The 22,952-nt window shown below is 34.5% G+C and carries 19 protein-coding genes and 2 pseudogenes; 6 read left to right on the forward strand and 15 right to left on the reverse strand.

Going from position 1 to position 22,952, the window contains the following annotated elements; translation table 11 throughout:
* Nucleotides 1-51: 51 nt before the first annotated feature.
* From xylF to NST60_RS06960, 5 genes are all read right to left on the reverse strand, one after another.
* The gene (xylF, locus tag NST60_RS06940) at nucleotides 52-1,149 is read right to left on the reverse strand and encodes a D-xylose ABC transporter substrate-binding protein (protein WP_341098463.1); all 1,098 of its coding nucleotides are present in this window, start codon (nucleotides 1,147-1,149) and stop codon (nucleotides 52-54) included.
* A 751-nt stretch (nucleotides 1,150-1,900) separates the two neighbouring features.
* Nucleotides 1,901-3,523, reverse strand: a complete 1,623-nt coding sequence (locus NST60_RS06945) for a response regulator (protein ID WP_341098465.1) — start codon at nucleotides 3,521-3,523, stop codon at nucleotides 1,901-1,903.
* Nucleotides 3,524-3,534: 11 nt separating this feature from the next.
* Nucleotides 3,535-5,295: a sensor histidine kinase gene (locus NST60_RS06950; protein WP_341098466.1), complete on the reverse strand. Its 1,761-nt coding sequence runs from the start codon at nucleotides 5,293-5,295 to the stop codon at nucleotides 3,535-3,537.
* Nucleotides 5,296-6,336, reverse strand: a complete 1,041-nt coding sequence (locus NST60_RS06955; protein ID WP_212119680.1) for a substrate-binding domain-containing protein — start codon at nucleotides 6,334-6,336, stop codon at nucleotides 5,296-5,298. It lies immediately after the preceding gene.
* 398 nt (nucleotides 6,337-6,734) lie between these two features.
* The gene (locus NST60_RS06960) at nucleotides 6,735-7,163 is read right to left on the reverse strand and encodes a VOC family protein (protein ID WP_328020573.1); all 429 of its coding nucleotides are present in this window, start codon (nucleotides 7,161-7,163) and stop codon (nucleotides 6,735-6,737) included.
* Nucleotides 7,164-7,525: 362 nt separating this feature from the next.
* Between NST60_RS06960 and NST60_RS06965 the strand changes: the two genes are divergently transcribed.
* From NST60_RS06965 to mngB, 3 genes are all read left to right on the forward strand, one after another.
* Complete coding sequence (locus NST60_RS06965) at nucleotides 7,526-8,266, forward strand: MurR/RpiR family transcriptional regulator (protein ID WP_341098470.1); 741 nt, start codon at nucleotides 7,526-7,528, stop codon at nucleotides 8,264-8,266.
* Nucleotides 8,267-8,459: 193 nt separating this feature from the next.
* The gene (gene mngA / locus NST60_RS06970; protein ID WP_341098471.1) at nucleotides 8,460-10,382 is read left to right on the forward strand and encodes a PTS 2-O-a-mannosyl-D-glycerate transporter subunit IIABC; all 1,923 of its coding nucleotides are present in this window, start codon (nucleotides 8,460-8,462) and stop codon (nucleotides 10,380-10,382) included.
* A gap of 108 nt (nucleotides 10,383-10,490) precedes the next feature.
* Nucleotides 10,491-13,100: a mannosylglycerate hydrolase gene (gene mngB / locus NST60_RS06975; protein WP_341098472.1), complete on the forward strand. Its 2,610-nt coding sequence runs from the start codon at nucleotides 10,491-10,493 to the stop codon at nucleotides 13,098-13,100.
* Nucleotides 13,101-13,676: 576 nt separating this feature from the next.
* Here the strand turns inward: mngB and phoU are convergent.
* Genes phoU through NST60_RS07000 form a run of 5 tightly spaced genes read right to left on the reverse strand, consistent with a single transcriptional unit; the run spans nucleotide 13,677 to nucleotide 17,810 of the window.
* Nucleotides 13,677-14,336, reverse strand: a complete 660-nt coding sequence (phoU, locus tag NST60_RS06980) for a phosphate signaling complex protein PhoU (protein WP_016202682.1) — start codon at nucleotides 14,334-14,336, stop codon at nucleotides 13,677-13,679.
* A 12-nt stretch (nucleotides 14,337-14,348) separates the two neighbouring features.
* Entirely contained in the window at nucleotides 14,349-15,179 is an 831-nt protein-coding gene (gene pstB / locus NST60_RS06985; RefSeq protein ID WP_016202681.1) for a phosphate ABC transporter ATP-binding protein PstB, read from the reverse strand.
* 18 nt (nucleotides 15,180-15,197) lie between these two features.
* Complete coding sequence (pstA, locus tag NST60_RS06990; protein WP_016202680.1) at nucleotides 15,198-16,022, reverse strand: phosphate ABC transporter permease PstA; 825 nt, start codon at nucleotides 16,020-16,022, stop codon at nucleotides 15,198-15,200.
* Nucleotide 16,023: 1 nt separating this feature from the next.
* Nucleotides 16,024-16,938 (reverse strand): phosphate ABC transporter permease subunit PstC, encoded by a 915-nt coding sequence (gene pstC, locus NST60_RS06995; protein WP_016202679.1) that lies wholly within the window; start codon nucleotides 16,936-16,938, stop codon nucleotides 16,024-16,026.
* Nucleotides 16,939-16,976: 38 nt separating this feature from the next.
* Nucleotides 16,977-17,810, reverse strand: coding sequence for a phosphate ABC transporter substrate-binding protein (locus tag NST60_RS07000; RefSeq protein ID WP_341098474.1), 834 nt, complete (start codon nucleotides 17,808-17,810; stop codon nucleotides 16,977-16,979).
* A 916-nt stretch (nucleotides 17,811-18,726) separates the two neighbouring features.
* Between NST60_RS07000 and NST60_RS07005 the strand changes: the two genes are divergently transcribed.
* Nucleotides 18,727-18,966 (forward strand): hypothetical protein, encoded by a 240-nt coding sequence (locus tag NST60_RS07005; protein ID WP_224427670.1) that lies wholly within the window; start codon nucleotides 18,727-18,729, stop codon nucleotides 18,964-18,966.
* Between the two features lie 213 nt (nucleotides 18,967-19,179).
* A complete protein-coding gene (locus NST60_RS07010) occupies nucleotides 19,180-19,695 on the forward strand; it encodes a DUF6944 family repetitive protein (RefSeq protein WP_445304406.1) in 516 nt (171 codons plus the stop codon).
* 129 nt (nucleotides 19,696-19,824) lie between these two features.
* Here NST60_RS07010 and NST60_RS07015 read toward each other — a convergent pair whose 3' ends face one another.
* From NST60_RS07015 to NST60_RS07035, 5 genes and pseudogenes are all read right to left on the reverse strand, one after another.
* Nucleotides 19,825-20,364 (reverse strand): hypothetical protein, encoded by a 540-nt coding sequence (locus NST60_RS07015; RefSeq protein WP_016202673.1) that lies wholly within the window; start codon nucleotides 20,362-20,364, stop codon nucleotides 19,825-19,827.
* 196 nt (nucleotides 20,365-20,560) lie between these two features.
* A pseudogene (locus NST60_RS07020) lies at nucleotides 20,561-20,683 on the reverse strand (macrolide 2'-phosphotransferase); the annotation flags it as partial.
* 135 nt (nucleotides 20,684-20,818) lie between these two features.
* Nucleotides 20,819-21,526, reverse strand: coding sequence for a M48 family metallopeptidase (locus NST60_RS07025; protein WP_016202671.1), 708 nt, complete (start codon nucleotides 21,524-21,526; stop codon nucleotides 20,819-20,821).
* Nucleotides 21,527-21,553: 27 nt separating this feature from the next.
* Nucleotides 21,554-22,048, reverse strand: a complete 495-nt coding sequence (locus NST60_RS07030) for a YehS family protein (protein WP_101729642.1) — start codon at nucleotides 22,046-22,048, stop codon at nucleotides 21,554-21,556.
* 236 nt (nucleotides 22,049-22,284) lie between these two features.
* Nucleotides 22,285-22,500: an ATP-binding protein gene (locus NST60_RS07035; protein WP_341098478.1), complete on the reverse strand. Its 216-nt coding sequence runs from the start codon at nucleotides 22,498-22,500 to the stop codon at nucleotides 22,285-22,287.
* Nucleotides 22,501-22,594: 94 nt separating this feature from the next.
* On the opposite strand from NST60_RS07035, the pseudogene NST60_RS07040 reads away from it, so the two are divergent.
* A pseudogene (locus NST60_RS07040) lies at nucleotides 22,595-22,876 on the forward strand (winged helix-turn-helix domain-containing protein); the annotation flags it as partial.
* Between the last annotated feature and the right edge of the window lie 76 nt (nucleotides 22,877-22,952).

Below are 22,952 nucleotides of genomic sequence, written 5' to 3' on the forward strand. Positions count from 1 at the left end.
ATAGTCAGGGAAAGCATAAGCTGCTCTCCCTTTGATTAAATATCTTGGAGCTTATGGACGTGCTGGTCGTTCATTTTCTGGAACATTTTTATAGATATCATCATAAGAATGGAATCCATCCTTAATTACAGTGTCAATAATGTTCTCTTTACTTACTTTAATTGGATCCAATTTTATAAATGGCACTTCCATTTTTCCATTATTAACGGTTGAATCAGATGATACTTCTTCTCCTTTTCCTAACTGAACAGCTACTTCAGCACTCTTTGTTGCAATTGCCTTAATTGGTTTATAAACGGTCATTGTTTGAATACCTTCTGCAATACGTTGCACACCTGCTAAGTCAGCATCTTGCCCAGAGATAACTACTTTTCCAGCTAAATCCTGTGCTTCTAGAGCTTGAATCGCTCCTCCAGCAGTACTATCATTAGAGGCAACTACTGCATCAATATCATTTTTATTTGCAGTTAAAGCATTTTCCATGATTTTCAACGCTTCATTTGCATCCCAATCTTTTGCCCATTGATCACCGACGATTTCAATATCACCTTTATCAACTAGTGGCTGAATAATATTCATTTGTCCTTCTCTAAACATCTTGGCATTATTATCAGTTGGGGACCCTCCCATTAAGAAGTACTTTCCGGAAGGTACTTTTTCAACCAGATACTCTGCTTGCATTTCCCCAACACGTACATTATCGAATGAAACATAAGCGTCAATATCAGTTCCATTAATTAATCGGTCATATGCTAAAACAGGAATACCTTCTGCCTTAGCTTGATCGACTACTGTTGACAGGGCATCTGAATTAATAGCGATAATGACTAGTGCATCAATACCTTGTGAAAGCATATTTTGTATTTGGGATAATTGTTTTGCTTCATCACCATTTGCGGATTGTACTAACACATCTGCTCCTAACTCTTCTGCCTTTTCAACAAAAAAATCACGATCATGTTGCCAACGCTCTAACGTTAAATCGGAGACAGAAAGACCAATTGTAATTTTTTCTTTTTCCGTTCCCCCTTCAGCCTTATTTCCTTTTTCATTTGCTGGTGTGCCATTTGCATCCTGCCCACATGCAGCCATTAGGAACATTAGTGATAGAATAAGTACGAAAGAAAGAAACCCCTTACATTTCCTCATAAAAACATCCTCCTAGTTTTAAATAGTTGATAAGATATGATTCCTTGTTTCTTTAAGTAAGACATAAGCTGATTAACCAGTCTGAAGTTGCTAATAGTTTGATAAAACGCATAGTTGAGTAGAAATAACTTCGTCTATTCCCTCCTCTAAACCGTTTGTAAAACGCTTTCATACAAAGGATATATTTTTTCCTACCTATTGGAAATGGAATATATTTTATAATCCTTTAATATTTTTCGAATTTCCTATTTTCTTATAAAGAAAACTTCCATCAGTGGGTTTTTCCTCATCCCCACTGATGGTTAGTTGCACTTATCGGACCTTTACGGGCAGTTATCCTCACCTAGCTTCTTCGTTTTCCGCAGCTTGAGATGGGGGTTTTACTGCCCGCTAAGAGTGGGATAAAGAAAACTTCCATCAGCGGGGGCTTACTGCCGTTATGAGTGGATAAAAAAAACATTCATCATAAATGAATGTTTCAGACTGTAGACAAACTCCTGAATTTTAGAAATAAAAGTTCGTATATAGTATATTTATTGATCCCTTTGAATTGAGATGTTGCTTTCCGCTCCATGGGCTCGCGCTGAGCCCACAGGAGTCTCACCCCTTCCACTCCAAGCAACGCATGAAAATTCCATTTGAATTTTTAAAAATCTTTTTGTCGACAGTCTGAACTATCATCCTAAATGAATGTTTTCTGCAAAGTGTTTGAATAGATTTTTGTTTTTTACTTTTAATCCGACCATCAAGTTTACTCATCCCGATACTGAGTAGGATTAACTCCTGTTACTTTTTTAAATACAGAGCTAAAGTAATAAGCATCTCTATATCCTATCTGTGCGGCGATTTCTTTAATGCGTAAATCTGTATTCTTTAACAACTCTTTGCCCTTCTGGATACGTATATTTGTTAAATAGTCACTGAAATGTTGGGATGTGATTTCTCGAAATAATATACTTAAATAACTAGTACTTATATTAAATTCACGAGATAGGCTAGTTAACGAAATATTTTCGGCATAGTTTTCATTTATGTACGCTTTCATTTCCACAATAAGCCTTTCTATTCGATTCCCACGTTTCGATTCGATGAAAGAACTAATGGTGGAATAAAAAGCATATAAGCGTGCCTCTATTTCCTTATAGGTAAAATTATTATCTTGGTTAAAATAGATGGGGAGGCCCATTTCTTCAAATATCTCGTTCACGTCATACCCTTGTTCATTTATTGTCTTACAGGACATGAATACGATATTGTTAATGGCTGTTGCAACTGCATCATATGGAATATTTGCATTCTTTAGTTCTGCAAGCAGTTCCGCTACATCTTTTTTTACTTCTTCAAAGTCTCCTGATTTTAAATCCTGATAAATTTTATGATCTACTATTTTTTGTAATTGCTTGCTGTAATAAGTATGATCGCTGCTAATATTATGAAAAAAATAAACAGCTCCAGAACCGTGAATCCTGCTTAATGCAGATGCAGAACAAGCTTCTTCATAGGATAAATGTAAATCTAATAATTGATTATATCTATCTCCTATGCCAATTGTTAAAGAGAATCCTTTTTCTTGATCTTCTGTAAGGATAATCTCTTCTAGTTGATGTCTAATACTCTCGATATCTTCGAATACAATCAACACAATTTGATCAATCTTATAATTTAGAATATACCCCTTTTCAATCCGAATATGTTCGAGAGACAGCCCCCATTCTTTTTCCAACAAATAAGCAAGTCGTTTATAGATGGATATATTAAATAAATACTTTTCATTTTCCTCTATTTCGCTTTTAGTTGTTTGGAGCTGTTCAATATTTAGGACAGCTACGAAAAAGGAAGTATTCTTAAGATGTTCCATTCCCATATATTTCAAGTCATTTTCTAGATTTCCTACAAAACAGTTGGTCAGTAGATTTTGGATTAGTTTTTCTCTTAAAGAATTCTTATTTTCTTTCAATTGTTTTTTCATCTTTTCTACATTTTCTTGTTCTCCTTTATCCCGAATCAAATCACTCTTTACATTTAGTACAAGTTTTAATAGCTTTTTAGATTGAAAAGGTTTTAGCATATAATCACAAACCTTTAACGTGATCGACTTTCTTGCAAAGTCAAAGTCTGCATGACCTGAAATAATGATTACTTTTATTTCTGGATAAAACTCTTTCACATGTTTCGTTAATTGGATGCCATCCATTACTGGCATTTTTATATCGGTAATCAGAATATCAATTCGGTTTTTGGCTAATATTCCAACTGCTTCCGAACCATTTTCCGCTTCAAATACTTGTTGGAAACCATGACTTAACCAATTCGTATTATTGATTATTTTGTGACGAATCATATCTTCATCTTCTACAACCAATAAATTAAACATAAGATTCCTCCTCATATTTTTACAATAGGTAAAATGATTGTTACAGATGTTCCCTCATTCGGTTTACTTTTAAAATAAATCCCGTACTCTATTCCATAGGTTAACTTTATTCGTTCATTTACATTTCGAATGCCAAAATATTCATTTTCATCCTCTGTTTTTTCTACTCCTGTTAACACATTATTAATGTGATTCACCTTTTCAGCTGACATCCCCACCCCATTATCAATAACTTCCAGAACCACCACTCCCTCCTTTTCTTTTCCTCTAATTTCAATTAACCCTTTCTTTTTCATTAACCGTACTCCGTGATAAATCGCATTCTCCACCAATGGCTGCAAAATAAGCTTGATCGTTTCATAGTTTAAAATCTCTTCGTCTACTTCTACTTTTGTATCAAATCTATTAAAAAAGCGAAATTTCTGGATGGTAAAATAATTCCGAATATGTTCCACTTCTGCATCAATAAGAATAATATCCTTTCCATGGCTTAATGATGTTCGAAAAAACATGCCAAGCGCTTCTATTAAATCTAATGCTTCTTCAATTCGTTCTTGCTCTAATAATCCAATAATCGAATCTAATGTATTATAAACAAAATGTGGTTTTATTAACTCTTGCAGTGCTTTCATCTCTATTTTGCGGATTTTCACTTGATCATCCATCGTTTTCTGAACAAGCCATTGAATTCGATTCATTAAATCATTGAAACTGCTTGCTAATTGCCCAATTTCATCATTCGTTTTTACTTGTGCTCGAATGGCTAAATTATCATCTGCAAACCTTTTAATTGTTCTGCGCAAATCACGAATTGGATTTGTTAAGATATTCGTTAAATAAACACTTATTAATACAACGACAAGCAGACTACCCACAGCAATTACAAGGGTTAACTGCCGTATTTTATTTATATCTGCATTAAGCTCATCTGCATAAGTAACCCCAATAATATTCCAACCCGTAATCTCAGATCGCTTAAAGTTAACAAGATAATGATTTCCCTCTACCTTTTCTTCAAATGATCCTTTCTCTGCATTTAGTAATCTATCATTGTTCATTAGTTCCTTTATAAATTTAGGATGACTTGTATCTACTGGAAAAAACTTTACCTCTCCTGCTCTATCTGTAAAATAGACATAACCCTTTTCTCCTAGCTTGATATCGTTTACAATTCGATTTAATAGACTAACATCAATATCAATAATTAAATAAGCTGGTTCACTTAAACTCGGAGAGAGAATTTTCTTTCCAATAGAAAAAACATTGCGATTAAACATATCTATATAAGGGGATTTCACCACAAATTCTTCTTCATCTATGTTTCGTATATTCGCAAAAAAAGGGTCATTCCTATCATTCCAATATACACCTTGAGCGCTTATTGTCTCTCCTGTATGGGAAATGATTCTTATATCCACTAAATCAGATTTCATATTCTTAATTAATTGAATCGTTTCCCATAAGCGAACAGTATATTTCTGTATCCCATCTATATCTCCTGCCTCATTTAACCTTAAATACTGAATCGTGTAATAGTCATCATAGATTTCTAGAATATTCTCGATATCCAAAATGTATGTTTCGATATTTTTATCCACGCGTTCAATTACTTCGTTTGTATAAACATTGACACTATTTTGGAGATCATTTATGTAATATTGATAAGAAAGATAACCAAGAATTAATAATGGGATAAGGCTAAGTGCTAAAAAGCAGACAATCATTTTTGTTCGGATACTATAAAGATCGATCCATTTCAGCCATTTCTTCATTTATTTTATCTCCCACGGCTTTTTTCTTTTTAGCAGCTCTTCATAGTTATGCGGACTGCCAAATTCCAATCCCGTATATATCATGGTCTCTTTTACTTCATCTCCATTAATTAATTTATACATATTTTCAACACTAAGACGTCCCATCTCATGAAAGTCTTGTCCGACCAACGCATCTGCTAATCCTTTATTGGCAGCATATACTATCGGATAAAATGTATCGACAATCACCGCTATCCCACCATTTTCTTTCCACCTTTTATACGAGATCATCCCTTCAGGCGGAGAAAATAACGGCCATGCTCCTGCACTAAAAAACAAATCAAAATGAGGATTTTCTTTTACATAATTCTCTAATAGCTCAGAAGCTCTATTAATGTCATCAAAGGATTCTACCATATCAACAATCTCTAAATCTAATTCTTCCGTTGCTTTTTTAAATCCTTCGATTCTCTCTTGCATATTGACACTTTCCTTGACCCCAGTCATAATCAATACTTTTAGGTGACGATGATGCAAGTTTTTTTCTTTTACTATTTTCACCAATGATTCTCCACTTTCTTTTCCTAGTTCATAATTATCAGTCCCGACATAAAACGCCCGATTGCTTGCCGGTGCATCTGAATCAAAAGTCGCCACTTTTATCCCTTTTGATACAGCCTTATTGATGAGTGGCGTCATTTTCTTTGTATCCAATACACTGATAACAATGCCATCTACCTTTCTTTCAATTAAACTTTCCACTATTTTTTCTTGCTCCTGACTATCCACTACCATCGGAGCTAACCATTCCATTTTCACCCCTAACTGAGAACTTACTCGTTCTGCTTCTTCCTTTGCTTCTATAAAAACTGGATTATCAAGGGACTTGGTTACAAAGGAAATAATCTTTTCCTTTTCTTGATTAGGTAATGGCTCTTTATAGATTGCTTGCTCATGAGGTTTATTTTTAGATATACGGATACTAGTTGTTTGTCTATTTTCACAAGCACTAACGAATATAAGCAGAATAATTAACAAAATACAGCCTTTGTTTTTCATACTTTCTTCCCCTAACCTACTTGTTGTTTGCCTAGCTCTTAACAAAAAAATAAAGAAAGGATATTCAATACGTTATGATAACTCCTAAGTTAATAATGATGAAACCGCTACCAAAATATAGTAAGTAAAAAACGGAAGATGCAGACTTAGTTTGATTAGGATGAATTGATTTTAAGGATTCTTTCTACTATTCGTTTCTTTCTCATAAGACGATGAAACAAGATAATTGTTAACAATATTTTCTATTTATTTTTATGCTTTTGTCAATATTAAAGTCACCATTTCTTCTTCTGAAATGGTGACTTTAGTAGAATAAGAACTCCAAACGATTAAGAGATAGAGGTCTATTATCCTATTCTTTTATACATTTCCAATTTTTAGGTTTTATTCCGATATATTTATTGTCCTTCTACCACTGTAGAAATCTGCCATGTAATTCCAAACTTATCTTTAACTTGTCCATAGGATGGACTCCAAGGAGTTTCTTGAAGAGGCATGACTACTTCGCCGCCATCTATTAGTTTCTCAAATACTTCTTTTGATTTTTCTGGATCATTTAAAAGAACTGCTACGTCCACTTGGGAACCAACTTGATAAGGTTGTCCAGGAAAATTATCGGATAACATTAGAAAAGTATTACCAATTCTTAAATTTGCATGCAAAACAAGATTTTTCATTTCCTCAGAAAGCGGGAATTCTGGGTTATCTGGCATATCACCATATGTTTGTACTCCAAGGTTTTCTGCGTCTAATGCATTTTCATAAAATTTGACAGCTTCTTTGCAATTCCCATTCATTCGTAAATATGCATGAACTCCTAAAATCATAAATACACCTCTTCTTCTTTTAAATATGCACGATACCGAACGTACGATCTTATTTTACTACATGTCTTTTTAATTTTAAACACTTTTTATTACATAATTACTATTTAGTTTTTCCAAATTTCTCTACAAAAAATACGCCTTCATTAAGGATGTCCTAAATATTAATAGCTATACCATGTATCTTCCTATTTTCATAATAAGAGCGAAGGCAGCGAATTTTTCATTTTAATAGGAAACCGTGGTTAATCTACTATACAGTGTGTATTATTAAGATAGAGTGACTTTTTAAGCAATCTATTTATCTTCCTATTTTTTTACAATAAAAATTCTTAAGAATATCAATCGAAAGTGAGTGTTTCTTCATGCTGGGATTTGAGGAGAGAGTTCGCGAGTTCGAATACAAGTTGAATGATACAGATGACCAAATTGTTGATTTCATCATAAAAAATAAGAATAAAGCTGCTAATATGGCCATCCAGCAAATTGCTGTTCAACTATTTACTGTACCTAATACTATTACACGATTATCAAAAAAGCTAGGCTATGAAGGTTTTTCACAAATGAAAATGAGCTTGAAAGAAGAACTTCGGATAGAAAAACAACTAACCGAAAACAGTCTTTCTTATAATATACAGAAGACCTTTAGCCTTATTGACCCGGATAAATTATCTATTGTTGCAAAGATGATAAAAAAAGCAAATAGGATTATGTTTCTTGCTGTTGGAGATGCAGCACCTTTATGCGAGATGATGGTCAAAAACTTAAAGGTTATTGGGAAGCATTCCGAATATTATTTGCATCGGCATGATTTACTTTATGAAGTAAAAAGCTTAGAACATACTGATATTCTTTTTGTTATTAGTTTATCCGGTGAAACACTACAGATCTTAGAGATGGCCCAATTAGCAAAGCAAAAAAAAGCAAAATTGATATCTCTTACCCATTTCCAGGAAAATACGCTACAGAAAATGGCTGATGTTAATTTATATTGCTATTCTCCTGCAAACAACCTTAATGGTTTTAACACAACGGATAAAACACCTGCTATGCTTGTTCTCCGAGCAATTGCTGAATATTATTGGGAAGTTGAGCAGGAAAAATAACTTTTGAAATAGCCTTCTACACTCATCATCACCTATTCTAACTAGCCTATTCTTTTTAGTATTTGTGTATAAATACACAACAAAAATAGTTCCTATCTTATCTTTGTAAAATAGTAAGAGAATTTCATTCTCTTACTATTTTTTTTGCTAAGATAGCCCTATAGTCATTCATTCATAAATGAAAGGGGTTCCAATGATGCTATTAAAAACTTTAACCTCACCCAATTTACTTCATATTAAAAAATCATTTAATACCAAAGAGGAAATTATAAAGTACTTAATTCATCAACTAGCAGAAGAGGGAAAAATCCACTCTGAGGCTGAATTTTTAAAAGATGTAATGGAAAGAGAAGCTCTCTCTCCTACTGGATTTGAAGGAGGATTAGCTATTCCTCATGGGAAATCCTCAACTGTTAAGGAAGCGGCTTTTGCTGTGGCTACACTAAGCAAACCAATTTCTACATGGGAAAGTGTGGATCCTGATAATGAAGTAGAGCTAGTATTCTTATTAGCTATTCCAAAAGAAGAAGGAGGTTCTACCCACCTTAGTTTATTATCCGAGTTAATCACTAGGCTGTCCAATGAAGATTACAAAAAACATTTATTGCAATCATTTACAAACGAAGAGCTATATGACCGTCTTGATGATGTATTGCTAAATAAGCAAATTTCTAATACAAGTAACATTCCAGTCCTCGATAAAACTATCCTTGCGATTACCGCTTGTCCTGCAGGTATTGCTCATACCTACATGGCTGCTGAAGCTCTTATAAAAGCAGGAATGGAAATGGGCGTGGAAGTTTTTGTTGAAAAGCAAGGTGCTAACGGAGTGGAAGACCGCCATACAAAGTCACTGATAAAAAAGGCCGATGCCATTATATACGCAGTAGATGTAGCAGTGAAAGAAGAAGAGCGTTTTAAACATTTACCAAAAGTGAAAACCTCAGTAGCTGCACCTCTTCGGAATGCTAAAGATATTTTACAACAAGCGTTACAAAAAGCAGAGGGTTCACCAAAATCAGAATATGTAGAAGCTGATGATAGTCTTGATGATGAAGTAGAAGGAAAGTCATTTAAAACTGAAGTTAAAGACTCCTTATTAACAGGAATTTCTTATATTATTCCGGTTATCGTTGCTGGAGGAATGACACTAGCTGTAGCTGTTTTCCTTTCTCAAGCTTTTGGTCTTCAGGATTTATACAATGAAGAAGGCTCCTGGTTATGGCTGTTAAGACAGCTCGGCGGAGGTCTTTTAGGTCAATTAATGGTGCCAATTTTAGCAGCATATATGGCTTACTCCATCGCAGATAAACCAGCATTAGGGCCTGGCTTTGCAGCAGGTGTTGCCGCCAATTTAATTGGAAGCGGATTCCTAGGTGGCATGCTGGGTGGATTATTGGCAGGCTTTTTCTTAAAATTTTTGAAGAAAAAAGTAAAGCCAACCGGTACATTTGCTGGTTTTGTTAGCTTTTGGTTCTATCCAGTAATAGGTACCTTAGTAGTCGGCTCGATCATGTTATTCGTCATCGGTGAACCGTTGAGATTCCTTAACGAAGGATTGATCAACTGGCTTGATGGAATGACCGGAACAAATGCCATTATTTTAGGAGCGATAATTGGCGCAATGGTATCCTTTGATCTTGGTGGTCCAATTAACAAAGCTGCTTATACATTCTGTATTGGTGCAATGGCAAGTGGAAATATTGTTCCATATGCAGCATTTGCATCAGTTAAAATGGTCTCTGCCTTTTCCGTAACAGGTGCCACAATATTTGGAAAAAAATATTTTACAAAACAAGAACAAGAAGTAGGAAAACAAACATGGTTACTTGGATTAGCTGGTATTACAGAAGGTGCGATTCCGTTCATGATTAATGACCCGCTTCGTGTCATTCCTTCCCTTATCGCGGGTTCAGCTGTTACAGGCGCTATTGTCGCATATTTTGACATCGGACTTAGTGTACCTGGAGCTGGGATTTTTTCACTTGCATTAGTACAAGGACCATCTTTATTAACCGCTGCAAGTATTTGGCTAGGAGCAGCTATTATTGGCGCTGCAATATCCATGCTTCTGTTAATAATGACCCGCAAAAATAAATTAGCGAAAAAAATATAGGCTGTTAGCACAAAAATCAGCCTCGAAATATAAAGTTAAACAAATACCATTTGAAAAACCTACATTGACCATCCTAAAAAATATCAACTTAAGACTGGAGAGAAAAGAATGAAAAATGTTCATATTGTACCACATATGCACTGGGATAGAGAGTGGTATTTTACAACGGAGGAATCGAGAATACTACTTGTTAATAATATGGAAGAAATCATGAAAATGCTAGAAACTAATCCAGACTATCCTTACTACGTGTTAGATGGTCAGACCTCTATTTTAGAAGACTATTTCGCCGTTAAACCAGAAAACGAAGAACGAGTCAAAAAATTAGTACAAGAGGGCCGACTAATCATAGGTCCTTGGTATACACAGACTGACGAGATGGTCGTCGGTGGAGAATCCATTGTACGAAATTTATTATACGGTATTAAAGATTGTGAAAAATTCGGAGATCATATGCAAATTGGCTATCTTCCAGATTCATTTGGTCAATCCGCACAAATGCCGATGATTTTAAATGGATTCGATATTAAATATTCCATTTTTTGGCGTGGTACTTCTGAACGTCATGGCACAGATAAAACCGAATTTTACTGGAAAACAAATGATGGATCAAAAGTACTTGTTCAATTATTTCCACTTGGATACGCGATCGGAAAATACTTACCAGAAGATAATGCTACACTTCAGAACCGAATGGATAAATATTTTACGGTACTCGATGCAGGAGCAAATACGAATCATATTATTCTGCCGAACGGTCATGACCAAATGCCAATCCAGAAGAATATATTTACCATTATAGAAAAACTTCATCAGTTATATCCTGACCGCGAATTTTTCTTAAGCAAATATGAAAATGTCTTTGCCGAACTGGAAAAACATAAAGACTTTCCAACCCTGCAAGGAGAATTCCTAGATGGTAAGTACTCTCGTGTTCATCGAAGTATTTATTCCACACGTATGGATATAAAAGCAGCAAACACAAGAATTGAGAATAAAATTACCAATATTCTCGAGCCACTGGCTTCTCTTGCATACAGCCTAGGCTTTGAATATCATCACGGCTTAATTGAACTCATTTGGAAAGAAATAATGAAGAATCATGCTCATGATAGTATTGGCTGCTGCTGTTCAGACAAAGTCCATCGGGAAATCAGCAACCGCTTCTTTCTAGCTGAAGAAAGAGTCGACCAGCTTATTCAATTCTATAAAAGAAAAATCGTGGATTCCATGGATACGGAAAAGCAATATGACCGCTTAACTGCCTTTAACTTACTGCCATATGAGCGAAAAGAAACAGTAACAACAAGTGTGATCACCAAATTAAAATCATTCAAACTTTTGGATATAAATGGAAAGAAATTAGATTATGAAATTATCCGAAGTGAAATTATTGATCCTGGCTTAATCGATCGTCAAATTGTTCATTATGGAAATTATGATCCCTTTTTTAAGTACATGATTCAATTTCAAGACACTCTACCTGCAATGGGATATAAAACATTTTTTGTTGTTGAAAGCCAAGAAACTGTTCAGGATACTCTGTTGTCAACATATAAAGTGGATACAGAATTCTACGAAATTATGGTAAACGAAAATGGAACCTTAAATATTTTTGATAAAAAATCAAATCAGCATTTTGATCAAGTTTTACTCTTAGAAAATGGTGGAGATGACGGGGATGAATATGATTTCTCTCCATTAAAAGATGAAACGCTCCTCTATAGTAAGGATGTAAAAGCAATAACAGAAATCAAACAGAACAAGTATGGTTCCTCCATTGACATACAGTACACAATGGCTGTTCCAGAAAACTTAGAAAATCGTAAAGTCCAAGCTCTTAATAGTACAATCGATGTTCATATTACTGCAACCATTTCTAACACTAAGCCAGTAATAGAATTAAGGTTTGAAATAAATAACCATGCAAAAGATCATCGATTACGTGCTTTGATTCCAACAAATATTGCATCAGCTTTTTCATTTGCCGATAATCAATTTGGTACGATTAACCGGGAAGTTTTTGATCCAGCGATGCATTTATGGAAAAAAGAAAATTGGGATGAGCGCCCAGATTCTATCTTTCCATTTCTAAGTTTCGTAAGCCTTAAGGATAGAGATTATAGTGTCAGTGTTCTTACTAATAGCACTAGAGAATACGAAATAATTGGAGATCAATATAACACCATTGCTATTACTCTGTTTAGAAGTATCGGATTTCTTGGGAAAGAGGAAATGTTACGCAGACCGGGGCGCCCATCTGGTATTAAACTACCGACGCCGGATTCACAAATGCTTGGTGTACTAACTTTAGATTTCGCTATTGCAACTCATTCAGTATTATCAAATGCTGCTCGTATTGCAAAAGAATATTTAACGCCAATTACAACCTATAATAAAATTCCATATGATGCTATGAAACTTAATAAGTCAGATAAAAAGGTACCATTAGAGTTCAGTCTCTTTAAAGAAGTAAAACCAAACATGGTCCTCAGTACTTTAAAAAAAGCAGAAAAAGAAAACAGCTTCATATTAAGAATGTACAATCCAACAGAAGCAGACGAAACAGCAATAGTTAACTTCAACTCAAAAGTTAGCCATGCTTATTTAACAAACCTAAACGAGAAGACCATAGAGGATCTTCCAGTAAAACAAAGTCAAGTAGAAGTAAATATCCAATCGAATCAAGTGAAGACAATTTCCTTTAGCAAAGAATGATTCAAAAATTGGATAAATAATATGCATACAGAAATTAAAGGCTCGGACATAAGTATTCCAGCCAAGGATAAGCCCAAACAATTATACGTAGATGTTGATAAAACTTCCGTTATAATTGTTTGGGTTTTTTATTAATTTCAAGAAAGAAAATTTGTGGTTATTACCCGCAGACTGAATACACTTCGCTTTCCATGGGGCGAGCGCCAATCCTCCTCGCTTCTTAAGTTCCTGCGGGGTCTTGGACTTGCTCGCAGCTCCCATAGGAGTCTACGTGTATTCAGTCTGCTCCGTTTTTCCTACTAATTTTATTTTCTTTTGAAAAGAATTAGGAAACTTATTGGTTTCGCTACTAAATGAGAGATTGTTCGTCTTTACCTACTATATATTTTGTTTTGTCCCAGCCTTGCTAACAATAAATATGTCGATACAGTTATTTATTTCACACATAGTATCCTGTCCTAAAGCAATAAATCAACAAACCTTTTGAGCTTTATACTTTATACTTTGAACCTTGTTTACAATCTCGGATATGATCCTATATCTTACTTTATTTAAAGATTTATCAAAGAGTTTCTATTAGGAATTAAAATCATAAATCTTCCCTTTAATCAAATACCCTGTGCTTTCCGCCATATTGGTTATATGGTCTGCTGTTCTTTCCAAATAACGATTGATAAATAATAATTGAACAAGTTGATTTGTTTCTTCTGGATGCTCACTTAAGTATGCTGTAAGTTTCTTATATGTTTCCAAATAATAATCATCCACTTGATCTTCTAACTTACTTATTTCTTTTGCAAGTACGATATCTTCCTCTATGAAAGATTTTATTGCTTTTTTCAACATTTCGATGGATAGTTCCTTCATTCTTTCTAGTTGTGTAATATCTAAAAGAGAAGGCGTTTTTCCGATCTTAATCGTTGCCTTTGCAATGTTTACAGCAAAATCTGCAACTCGTTCGATTTCTGAAGAGATTTTAATTACACCAATTACTACGCGTAAATCTCTTGCAACTGGTTGCTCTTTTGCCATTAACCAAATTGCAAAATGATTAATTTCCGATTCGAGATTGTCAATGTCTGTATCTTCCTCTATTACATTTAAAGCAATTTCTACATCTTGTGTTTTTAATGCATCAAAAGCCTCTTCCAAAGAAGCTATCGACATTTCACCCATTTCTGAAATTTTTCCTTTTAACTCTTCTAGTTTCTTCTCAAAGTTTTCACGAATGACCATTTGCTCCTCCTATTATCCAAAGCGACCTGTTACATAATCTTCTGTGCGCTGATCTCTTGGTGTAGAAAAAATCTTATTCGTTTCATCGTATTCAACCACTTCTCCGTTTAAGAAAAAGGCTGTCTTATCGGAGATTCTTGCTGCTTGTTGCATGTTATGTGTAACAATAACAATCGTATAATCTTTTTTCATTTTTGTAATAAGCTCTTCTACTTTCAAAGTAGAAATGGGATCTAATGCAGAAGTGGGCTCATCCATTAAAATAACATCTGGTTTCATTGCAATAGCGCGAGCAATACAAACACGTTGCTGCTGTCCACCTGATAAACCAAGTGCAGATGTTTTTAAACGGTCTTTTACTTCCTCCCAAATAGCTGCGCCACGTAAGCTTTCTTCTACAATTTTGTTTAATTCCTTTTTATTTTTGATTCCTTGCATTCTAGGTCCATAAGCAACATTATCAAAAATACTCATCGGGAATAAATTAGGCTTTTGAAAAACCATTCCTACTCTTGTGCGTAACTTTATAACATCATTTGATGCATATATATTTTCCCCATCAATGACGATATCTCCTGCAATTTTTACGCCATCAATTAAATCATTCATACGGTTTAGCGTTCTTAGAAAGGTTGATTTACCGCAACCAGACGGTCCAATTAAAGCCGTTACTTTTTTTTCTTCAATATCAAGTGATACTCCAAACAACGCTTGTTTTTCTCCGTAAAATAAATTTAAATCAGTAACACTAATTTTTGATGTTCCAGGTGTACCTTCTTGACCTACCTGTAAAAATGCTTTCCCTGTTTTCTTTTGACTTTTTTGCTTTACTGTTGTAGTCATAAACATACCCCTTATAAATTAGTAGTCTGCCTTGTTTAATTTTTTTGAAATATATGTTGCAATAAGGTTTATAGCAAGAATTATTACAATCAAGACAATACCGACTGCAGCAGCTAGTTCAATATCTCCAGACTCTTGCGTTACTAAAAAGGAATGAACAGTTAATGTTCGAGCAGATGACAGCAAGCCCTCTGGCATTGCAGCAACTGTACCTGCAGTTAAGAAAATCGCAGCAGACTCTCCAACAATTCTTCCGATTGAAAGGATAATTCCTGATAATATCCCAGGCATCGCACTAGGTAAAATAACTTTATATAATGTTTGTAGTCTCGTTGTACCGAGGGCTAAAGATCCCTCTCGATAGGTTGGAGGAACTGTTTTTAAAGATTCCTCTGTTGTTCGAATAATAACAGGTAGTACGATAATCGTTAACGTTAAAGAAGCTGCCAAAATAGACATGCCCAATTTTAATGTTGTTACAAAGAATACTGCCCCAAATAAACCGTAAATAATCGAGGGAATACCTGTTAAGCTTTCTGTTGCAAATCGTATCACTCTAACTAGTCGGCCTTGTTTCGCATACTCTTGTAAATAAACAGCCGCTAATATTCCAATTGGAGTTGCAATGATTAAGGAAATTACAATTGTATAGATAGTTGTAACAATCATTGGCCAAATTCCGCCGCCACCCGTTGGGGAATAATCTCCAAAAATAAAATCAAAGTTAATTAAGCGAAATCCTTTATAAAAAATATAACCAACAATCATAACAAGGACGGCAACTGATAAGAAAGCAGAAAACCAAAGAAGTCCACGTAACAAGTTATCTTTCCATTGTCTCATCTTATTTGCCACCCTTCGAACTAATTTTCGCTAAAACAAAATTCAATATTAAAATGAATGAGAATAAGACAATACCCGTTGCAAATAGCATTTCTTGATGTGTTCCGGCAGCGTAACCCATTTCTAAGGCAATGTTTGTCGTTAGCGGACGAACACTATCTGTTAAGCTTGTAGGCACGATTAAACTGTTACCTGCAACTAAAATAACTGCCATTGTTTCTCCGATTGCCCGCCCTAATCCTAATACAATTGCTGTCATAATACCTGATTTTGCTGCAGGGACAACAACTTTAAAAATAGTTCCGATTTCCGATACTCCTAGGGCAAGTGATCCTTCTCTATACGTTCTTGGTACAGCGCGAATCGCTGTCTCTGCTACTGTTACAATTGTTGGTAACATCATAATTGCTAACACTAGAATAACTGCGAATAAACTTTGACCTTTTACTAAACCAAATGTATTTTGCAAAAATGGAACGATAATTGCTAGACCAAACACACCATATAAAACAGATGGAATCCCTGCTAAAAGCTGAATCGCTGGTGAAACAATTTTTGCGATTCTTTTTGATGCTATTTCTGCCAAAAAGATTGCGGTAAATAGTCCAATTGGAACGCCAATAACTAGTGCTCCAATGGTTGCATAAAGGGATGCGACAATCATCGGCCAAATCCCAAATTCCCCTTCGCTCGGTACCCAGTCTACTCCAAAGATAAAATCAAAAAAACTATACCCCTCAGCCACAAAAGGATGTGTCCCTTTATAAAATACGAATCCAATAATTAATACTAAGCTTATTACGGAAAGAAGGGCACATAGCATGAAAACTCTTGCTGAGACCTTCTCAAACATATACTTCCTCTTATTTGCCTTGCCCATTTCTGAGGCTTGCTTTTCGGTTGTTTGAATAGACACTCTATTTTCCTCCAAGATTACTTCTAAAGATTTTGGTTTTACTTAATAGGAATTGCTCCTGCTTCTGCGGCAATCTTTTGCCCCTCATCACTTAGAATAAAATCGATGAATTTCTGGCCATTCGCCGTTAAATTCCCATCTTTATATACAAACAGAAACGGTCTTGATAACTTATATTTTTGCTCTAATACATTTTCAGCAGTAGCCTCAACACCATCAATATTGATTGTCGAGATAGCATCATCGATGTATTCAAAGGAAATGAATCCTACTGCATGTTTATTATTTGCAACTGTCGTTTTAATATTTCCGTTCCCACTTGCTATAATTGCATTTCTAATTAATTCTCCGGATCCGTAGCCTACAATCTCTTGGAAAGCATCACGTGATCCAGATCCATCCTCACGAGAGACAACAACAATTTCCATGTCATCTCCTCCAAGTTGTTTCCAATTCGTTATTTCACCAGTGAATATTTGTTTGACCTGCTCTAAGGTTAACTCTTTCACTTTATTGCTTGGATGTGTCACTACTACAATTCCATCATAAGCAATGACTACTTCCTTTAAATTCCCTTGTTCTTCTTCTTTTAAGTCACGTGAAGACATCCCGAGTTCGGAAACTCCACTCATCGCATTTGCAATACCTGCGGAAGAACCAATTTGATTTATTTCAATTTTTATATTATCGTGTTCATGATATTTTGCTGCTAATTTCTCAGCAAGTGGTCCGACAGAAGTAGATCCTGAAATTGATATCGGTGATTTACTGTCATTTATTTGTTCCGATTCTGAATTACTTGCACATGCTGATAATAGTGCGAGTATAGACAGAAACATGAGTACCATTTTTATTTTTTTTATTATGACCATGTTTTACCTCCAAAAAAAATAGCAACTTGTCTATGTCGTATCTTGTCTAATTAGTATGATAAATCCCAAGTGTAAATATTCTATTGTCTCTTTGTAAAGGTTTTGTAAATATCATTAAAATCAATATCTTTCGTGTTATTTTTTGTAAAAATAAATTACTAGAAGCGGAAAATGAAGAAAAATACATTCCAAAAAAAGATAGCAGGGGGATATTCCCCTGCTATCTTTTTTTCACTAAATTATTTTATTTAAACTGGTATAACTTACTATTTTTTACTTTTTTGTATTTAGCTTTTTCTCTTTGCTAAAAGATTGGTGTTTTTCAATAAGGTAATAATTTTAAAAAAATACTGAGTAGCCTGAATACAAGTAGACACCATCGAGGATAAGTGAGAAAGATAAGACCTGTCCGGAGGCTGTGTCCCCCCTCCTACTCAATTTGTCCAATTGCACTTATTTACTATAGAGTACCTTTTAAATTTATTTTCCTGGTTACCAACTTCATGCAGCATCGTTTTCCAGAAAAAGGTTTCAACAACATATATATTATTTAACACTTCTTGTATTCTAATTATATATGTCTTTTCCTTTTTTATAGATTCTAGATAAAATAACCTTGCCAACTTTTTATACAATGAAATTAATTCTACACATTTTTCAATTAATGTATCTAATTACTTTTGTTGTGTTTGATAAGTCTAAGAAAAATTTTTATTACGAAACAGATCCTTCTTATATAAAGTTATAACAGTATTGCTGTAACTCGCTATCTGTTGAGTAACATCAACTAAATTGATTTCATGAGGTGGAGATTTTACTGTCCATTAAGAGTGAGATAAAAAATAACAAAGATTATATGTAAATACCCCTTTTGGGATTATAATAAGCAGAGATACATACATTAGGAGGCCAAATAATGGACAAGCAAGGACAAGAAAAATTTTTATCTTTCATTTTGCAAAGAGTGCAAGAGGGAAAAGAAGAAGAAGCGAAAGAGATACTCATGGAAAACTTCCGAAAACAAAATGAAGGTACTTTTTCTCAAAGTGATATTGAACAATTTCTTCCTAAAATGATTAGTCTAATAAAACCAGAAAAATTAGAGGAAATTCAAGCGGTTGTGAAGCAGTTTTCTGGCAGTTTCGGCAGTAAATAAGGATTTCTCAAATAACTTGGAAAATTTCCAAGTTATTTTTTATTTTTGTTTATAAATAAGCCACTATATTCCCCTTCTACCCTTCTTTTTTTGTCCCGAATAAAATAATTTTGAATAGGATATATCGTGCAAAATGATGGGTGGTTGATGAAAAGTGAGTGGACATTTTAAAGAAATTTTCGGAACAGCTATTAGCACGATCGGTACTATCCTATCGGAAATACTCCTTCCTTCCATTTATCGAATGAAACGAATTATCAACTTCGTTTAGTTGGTAATGTATTACAAGGAACAGGCAGCGCCTTATCTGCTGACGGACAAGGAACAATCTCATTAGAAAAACTAGGAGATGAGATTCAAGCTATCGGAAATTCAACTGTTGTAACCGGATTAGTGCTTTATAAAACAAGTAATACCCCAGCCGAGCAAAAATTAATTATTACAGGTAGCTGGCTGCAAGCTCTAGGAAGTTTTGTTGGACTTACAGATGAATTTTTCGATAGCACAGCAGATGGAAGAATCGAAAATATAATTGGCGGTTTATTACAAGGGATTGGGAATTCTTTGCAGGCGATTGGTGGAACGGAACAATTAAAAGGAATAAATAACGATGGCCAACAGAATATTGGTACATTAGGCAGTTGGATTCAAGCGACAGGAGCTGTCATTTCGCTTATTGGTCAAGTAAAAGAAGAATTAGAGGAAATTGCAATGAATATTAATGAATAATGAAGTTTAGTGGGCAAAGATTAATAAGCGAGGGAAAGAAAAATCTTCCCCTCGTTTATTGAATGAGAAATGTTATATTTTGATATCCTAGACCTCCATATTTAACTTTGAACATCAAAGGACTTAAAACTATGCTTTTCTCTTTTTGGGCCAAATAAAATTCGTTATCGCAATAATCAAGTCGATCCCTAATACTAGCGTCCATAGTTTTAATATACCATCTAGTGCTTCTGTACGAGCTGAATCATTTATGGAAAATATTAAAATGAATAATATCCCTGCTCCAATTGCATAAGCTAACACATGTTTTCCCCAGCTTTTCAGATATTGTCTTGCATAGTCCATCCCAAACAATTGAATCGGCTTTGATCCTTGCTTTGCGATGTAATAACGAAATCTTACATCCGCCCATTTAATCATATCTCTTCCAAAGGCAATCGAAATGCCGATATATACAGCAGCAATAGCATGTGCAGTAGTTGCTGTTGCTCCTCGATACATATCGATACTTGTAGTAACCAACAATAATAAATCAATTACAGGTGTTAATGCTAGAAAGAAGAAACCTAGTTTTTCCTTCTTAAAAATATATCTAGTTATTAATCCTAAAATAATCACAATCCAAAAACCTATTTCACTTGCAACTATCATCCATGCAACAAAGTTCAAAAGATCCCTCCTCTCCCGCATTAACAGGGATGAAAAACTTCCACCGCTTCATGTATTACTTATTTCGAATAACAAAACGATTTTCCCACATGTTTTTTTACGATTAATAGTTAGAAAAAGTTTCATAGTGGAATACTTTATTTTTAAATGGTTATTGTATATTTAGTTCATAAGGTAGCAACCAATTTTTAAGGAACTAGGCTTTCGCTAATTTCAATGCCTGTTTGGCCATTTGCATAGATTCGTCCACACCGGACAAAAGGGCAAATTCGGCTATACCAGCTGGATATGCTGCCTCTAATTCGATGATATGACTTTCATTTTAGGCTTGTCCAAGAGTGAAATGAAAATAGCGCCAGATAGTCGACATACGACTACTAGACGCTACTTTTTTAATATATGGGGTCCAAATTTAATACTCGAGCTTAAGAATATTTTATAACTGCCAACTCTCCTATACAGTCATTTTCCAGCTCGACAAAGCTAACCACTTCTCTTTCTCTTTGTAATCAGGCATTAGCTTTCCAACAAGACGCCAAAAGGAGCGGTCATGATTAAGATGAACCATATGACACATTTCATGAACAACAACATAATCAATTACCTCGAGAGGAGCCATTGCTAACCTCCAGTTAAAGGTTAATTGGAAATTTGAATCACAGGTTCCCCATGTAGTTTTACTGTCAGTAATTCGAATCGAGCGAGGTTTTGTTTTGAAATTATTTTGATAGTGAAAGACTCGTTCTTCTACTAAAGCCTTACACCTCTGATAATAATACCTTTTCAATAATTGCTTTATTTTGTTCTTATCAAGATGCTTTATATAAACATGCAGTATTTCTTTTTCGAACTCCACACGTTCTTGTATAACAGCTATATCTTGGACGATTTTAATAGGATAAGTATTACCTAAATACAGAAAACTTTCATTATTTTCATATACCTTTTCCTGTGGACCTTCCATTCTTTTCTTCATTTCTTTTATTTTGTTGAGAATTTGATCCCAGTTTCCCTCTAGCACATGAATTACACATTCATCAGGCGTCTTTTTTGGTGCCAAAACTACTATATTTCCATAGCCATCTATGGAAAGCCCGATGGAAGTACGATTTTTATATTTTATATCAAAACGTATTGTTTCTCCTAAATAAGTATGTAGCATATTTTCACCTGACTAGTCCTTTACTGCTTATCCTCTATATTTAAGCGCTAATCCTTTTAAGAAGTTCCTGGCGAAATTATCTAAGCACACTTTATAATTTTTATGCCCTTCTTTTCTGAAGAAGGCTCCTAGCTCTCCTTTTGATACATTTAATCCAGCTTTTTTAAATATGTCTATCATATCCTCTGTAGTTAATGCCAGTGCGATTTTAACTTTCTTTAAAAGGATATTGTTTACATTCGAATTGTTTTTTATCGACGATTCTGGTTTATTTGGTTGTCCCGGTTTAGGCTCTTGCCTTCCTCTTTTATAAATAATAAAGCCATTAAGAAATGAATCTAACATACTATTCGTTAATTTTATTTGATCGTCATTCTCTGCTTCATCATCTGACTTTTTAAGTATTTTCACCACCTCTGGTACAGATACCTCCAATCCTCCAAGCTTAAATATTTCTGCCATTTCACTATTTTTTATTTCTAACGCGTATCTTAAACGAATTAATATATCATTATTTTCCATTTTATTGACCTCCTATTTTAAAACAACTACAGTCTTAATACTTTATCATAAATAAATATTCTAAAAAAGTATAGTAACCGCCTATCCTCTTTGCATCGTCACAGCATCTAGTGAGTCTACCTATTATATAGAAGTTCCTCCTTTTAATCGTTAAGTCTGTCCACGATTCGCTCGCTAAAATCGATCGTAAAAAAAGAAGAAGATAAAATAGACTGATAGATCTTATTCCTTGCAGCTTACTTCTGTAAGTTCCTTTTGTACTTTGCCTTTGCTCGATTGCAGTATGGAAAGCGAACTAAAGTAGTTGTTCCATGATCCTTTAAGCTTTTGAATTCAATTCTACCATTGTATTTTTCGACAATATTAAAGCAAATCATCAATCCAAGACCTGTTCCTTTGCTCTTTAATGAATAAAAAGGGGTACCTAGAGACTTCACTTCTTCTTCTGACATTCCTCTTCCATGGTCGATTACTTTAATGACAACAAAACCTTTTTCCCTTTCAGCTTTTACAATTAGCCTCCAAATTGGTAGTATCCTTATCCAAAGTGATTCAAGAAGAGTGTTTGTTAATGATGAAGAAAAAATGTTTACTGCCAAGGAATTCGATTTACTAAAATTCTTAGTTGAAAATCCAAATATCGCTTTTACGAAAGAACATTTAATGGAGCGAATCTGGGGATATGATTCATTGGGAGATGTGAACACAGTTACCGTTCATATTAGAAAGATAAGAGAAAAAATCGAAAAGGACCCCTCAAATCCGCAATTTATTGAAACGATTTGGGGTGTCGGTTATCGTTTTATGAAAAAGGACAGTTTCCAATAAGATTTTATGCTACTTCCAAATAGTTAGAGAGAAATCTGACTTTTGGGACTAATATATGGAAAGGTATGCGTTTGAA

The sequence above is a fragment of the Niallia sp. FSL W8-1348 genome (assembly GCF_038006745.1).
Lineage (GTDB): Bacteria > Bacillota > Bacilli > Bacillales > Cytobacillaceae > Niallia > Niallia alba.

Bases quoted from the DNA above. Each gene is read 5' to 3' on its own strand.
- xylF (WP_341098463.1), bottom strand. From the start codon at position 1,149: ATGAGGAAATGTAAGGGGTTTCTTTCTTTCGTACTTATTCTATCACTA.
- NST60_RS06945 (WP_341098465.1), bottom strand. From the start codon at position 3,523: ATGTTTAATTTATTGGTTGTAGAAGATGAAGATATGATTCGTCACAAA.
- NST60_RS06950 (WP_341098466.1), bottom strand. From the start codon at position 5,295: ATGAAGAAATGGCTGAAATGGATCGATCTTTATAGTATCCGAACAAAA.
- NST60_RS06955 (WP_212119680.1), bottom strand. From the start codon at position 6,336: ATGAAAAACAAAGGCTGTATTTTGTTAATTATTCTGCTTATATTCGTT.
- NST60_RS06960 (WP_328020573.1), bottom strand. From the start codon at position 7,163: ATGATTTTAGGAGTTCATGCATATTTACGAATGAATGGGAATTGCAAA.
- NST60_RS06965 (WP_341098470.1), top strand. From the start codon at position 7,526: ATGCTGGGATTTGAGGAGAGAGTTCGCGAGTTCGAATACAAGTTGAAT.
- mngA (WP_341098471.1), top strand. From the start codon at position 8,460: ATGATGCTATTAAAAACTTTAACCTCACCCAATTTACTTCATATTAAA.
- mngB (WP_341098472.1), top strand. From the start codon at position 10,491: ATGAAAAATGTTCATATTGTACCACATATGCACTGGGATAGAGAGTGG.
- phoU (WP_016202682.1), bottom strand. From the start codon at position 14,336: ATGGTCATTCGTGAAAACTTTGAGAAGAAACTAGAAGAGTTAAAAGGA.
- pstB (WP_016202681.1), bottom strand. From the start codon at position 15,179: ATGACTACAACAGTAAAGCAAAAAAGTCAAAAGAAAACAGGGAAAGCA.
- pstA (WP_016202680.1), bottom strand. From the start codon at position 16,022: ATGAGACAATGGAAAGATAACTTGTTACGTGGACTTCTTTGGTTTTCT.
- NST60_RS07000 (WP_341098474.1), bottom strand. From the start codon at position 17,810: ATGGTCATAATAAAAAAAATAAAAATGGTACTCATGTTTCTGTCTATA.
- NST60_RS07005 (WP_224427670.1), top strand. From the start codon at position 18,727: ATGGACAAGCAAGGACAAGAAAAATTTTTATCTTTCATTTTGCAAAGA.
- NST60_RS07025 (WP_016202671.1), bottom strand. From the start codon at position 21,526: ATGCTACATACTTATTTAGGAGAAACAATACGTTTTGATATAAAATAT.
- NST60_RS07030 (WP_101729642.1), bottom strand. From the start codon at position 22,048: ATGGAAAATAATGATATATTAATTCGTTTAAGATACGCGTTAGAAATA.
- NST60_RS07035 (WP_341098478.1), bottom strand. From the start codon at position 22,500: ATGTCAGAAGAAGAAGTGAAGTCTCTAGGTACCCCTTTTTATTCATTA.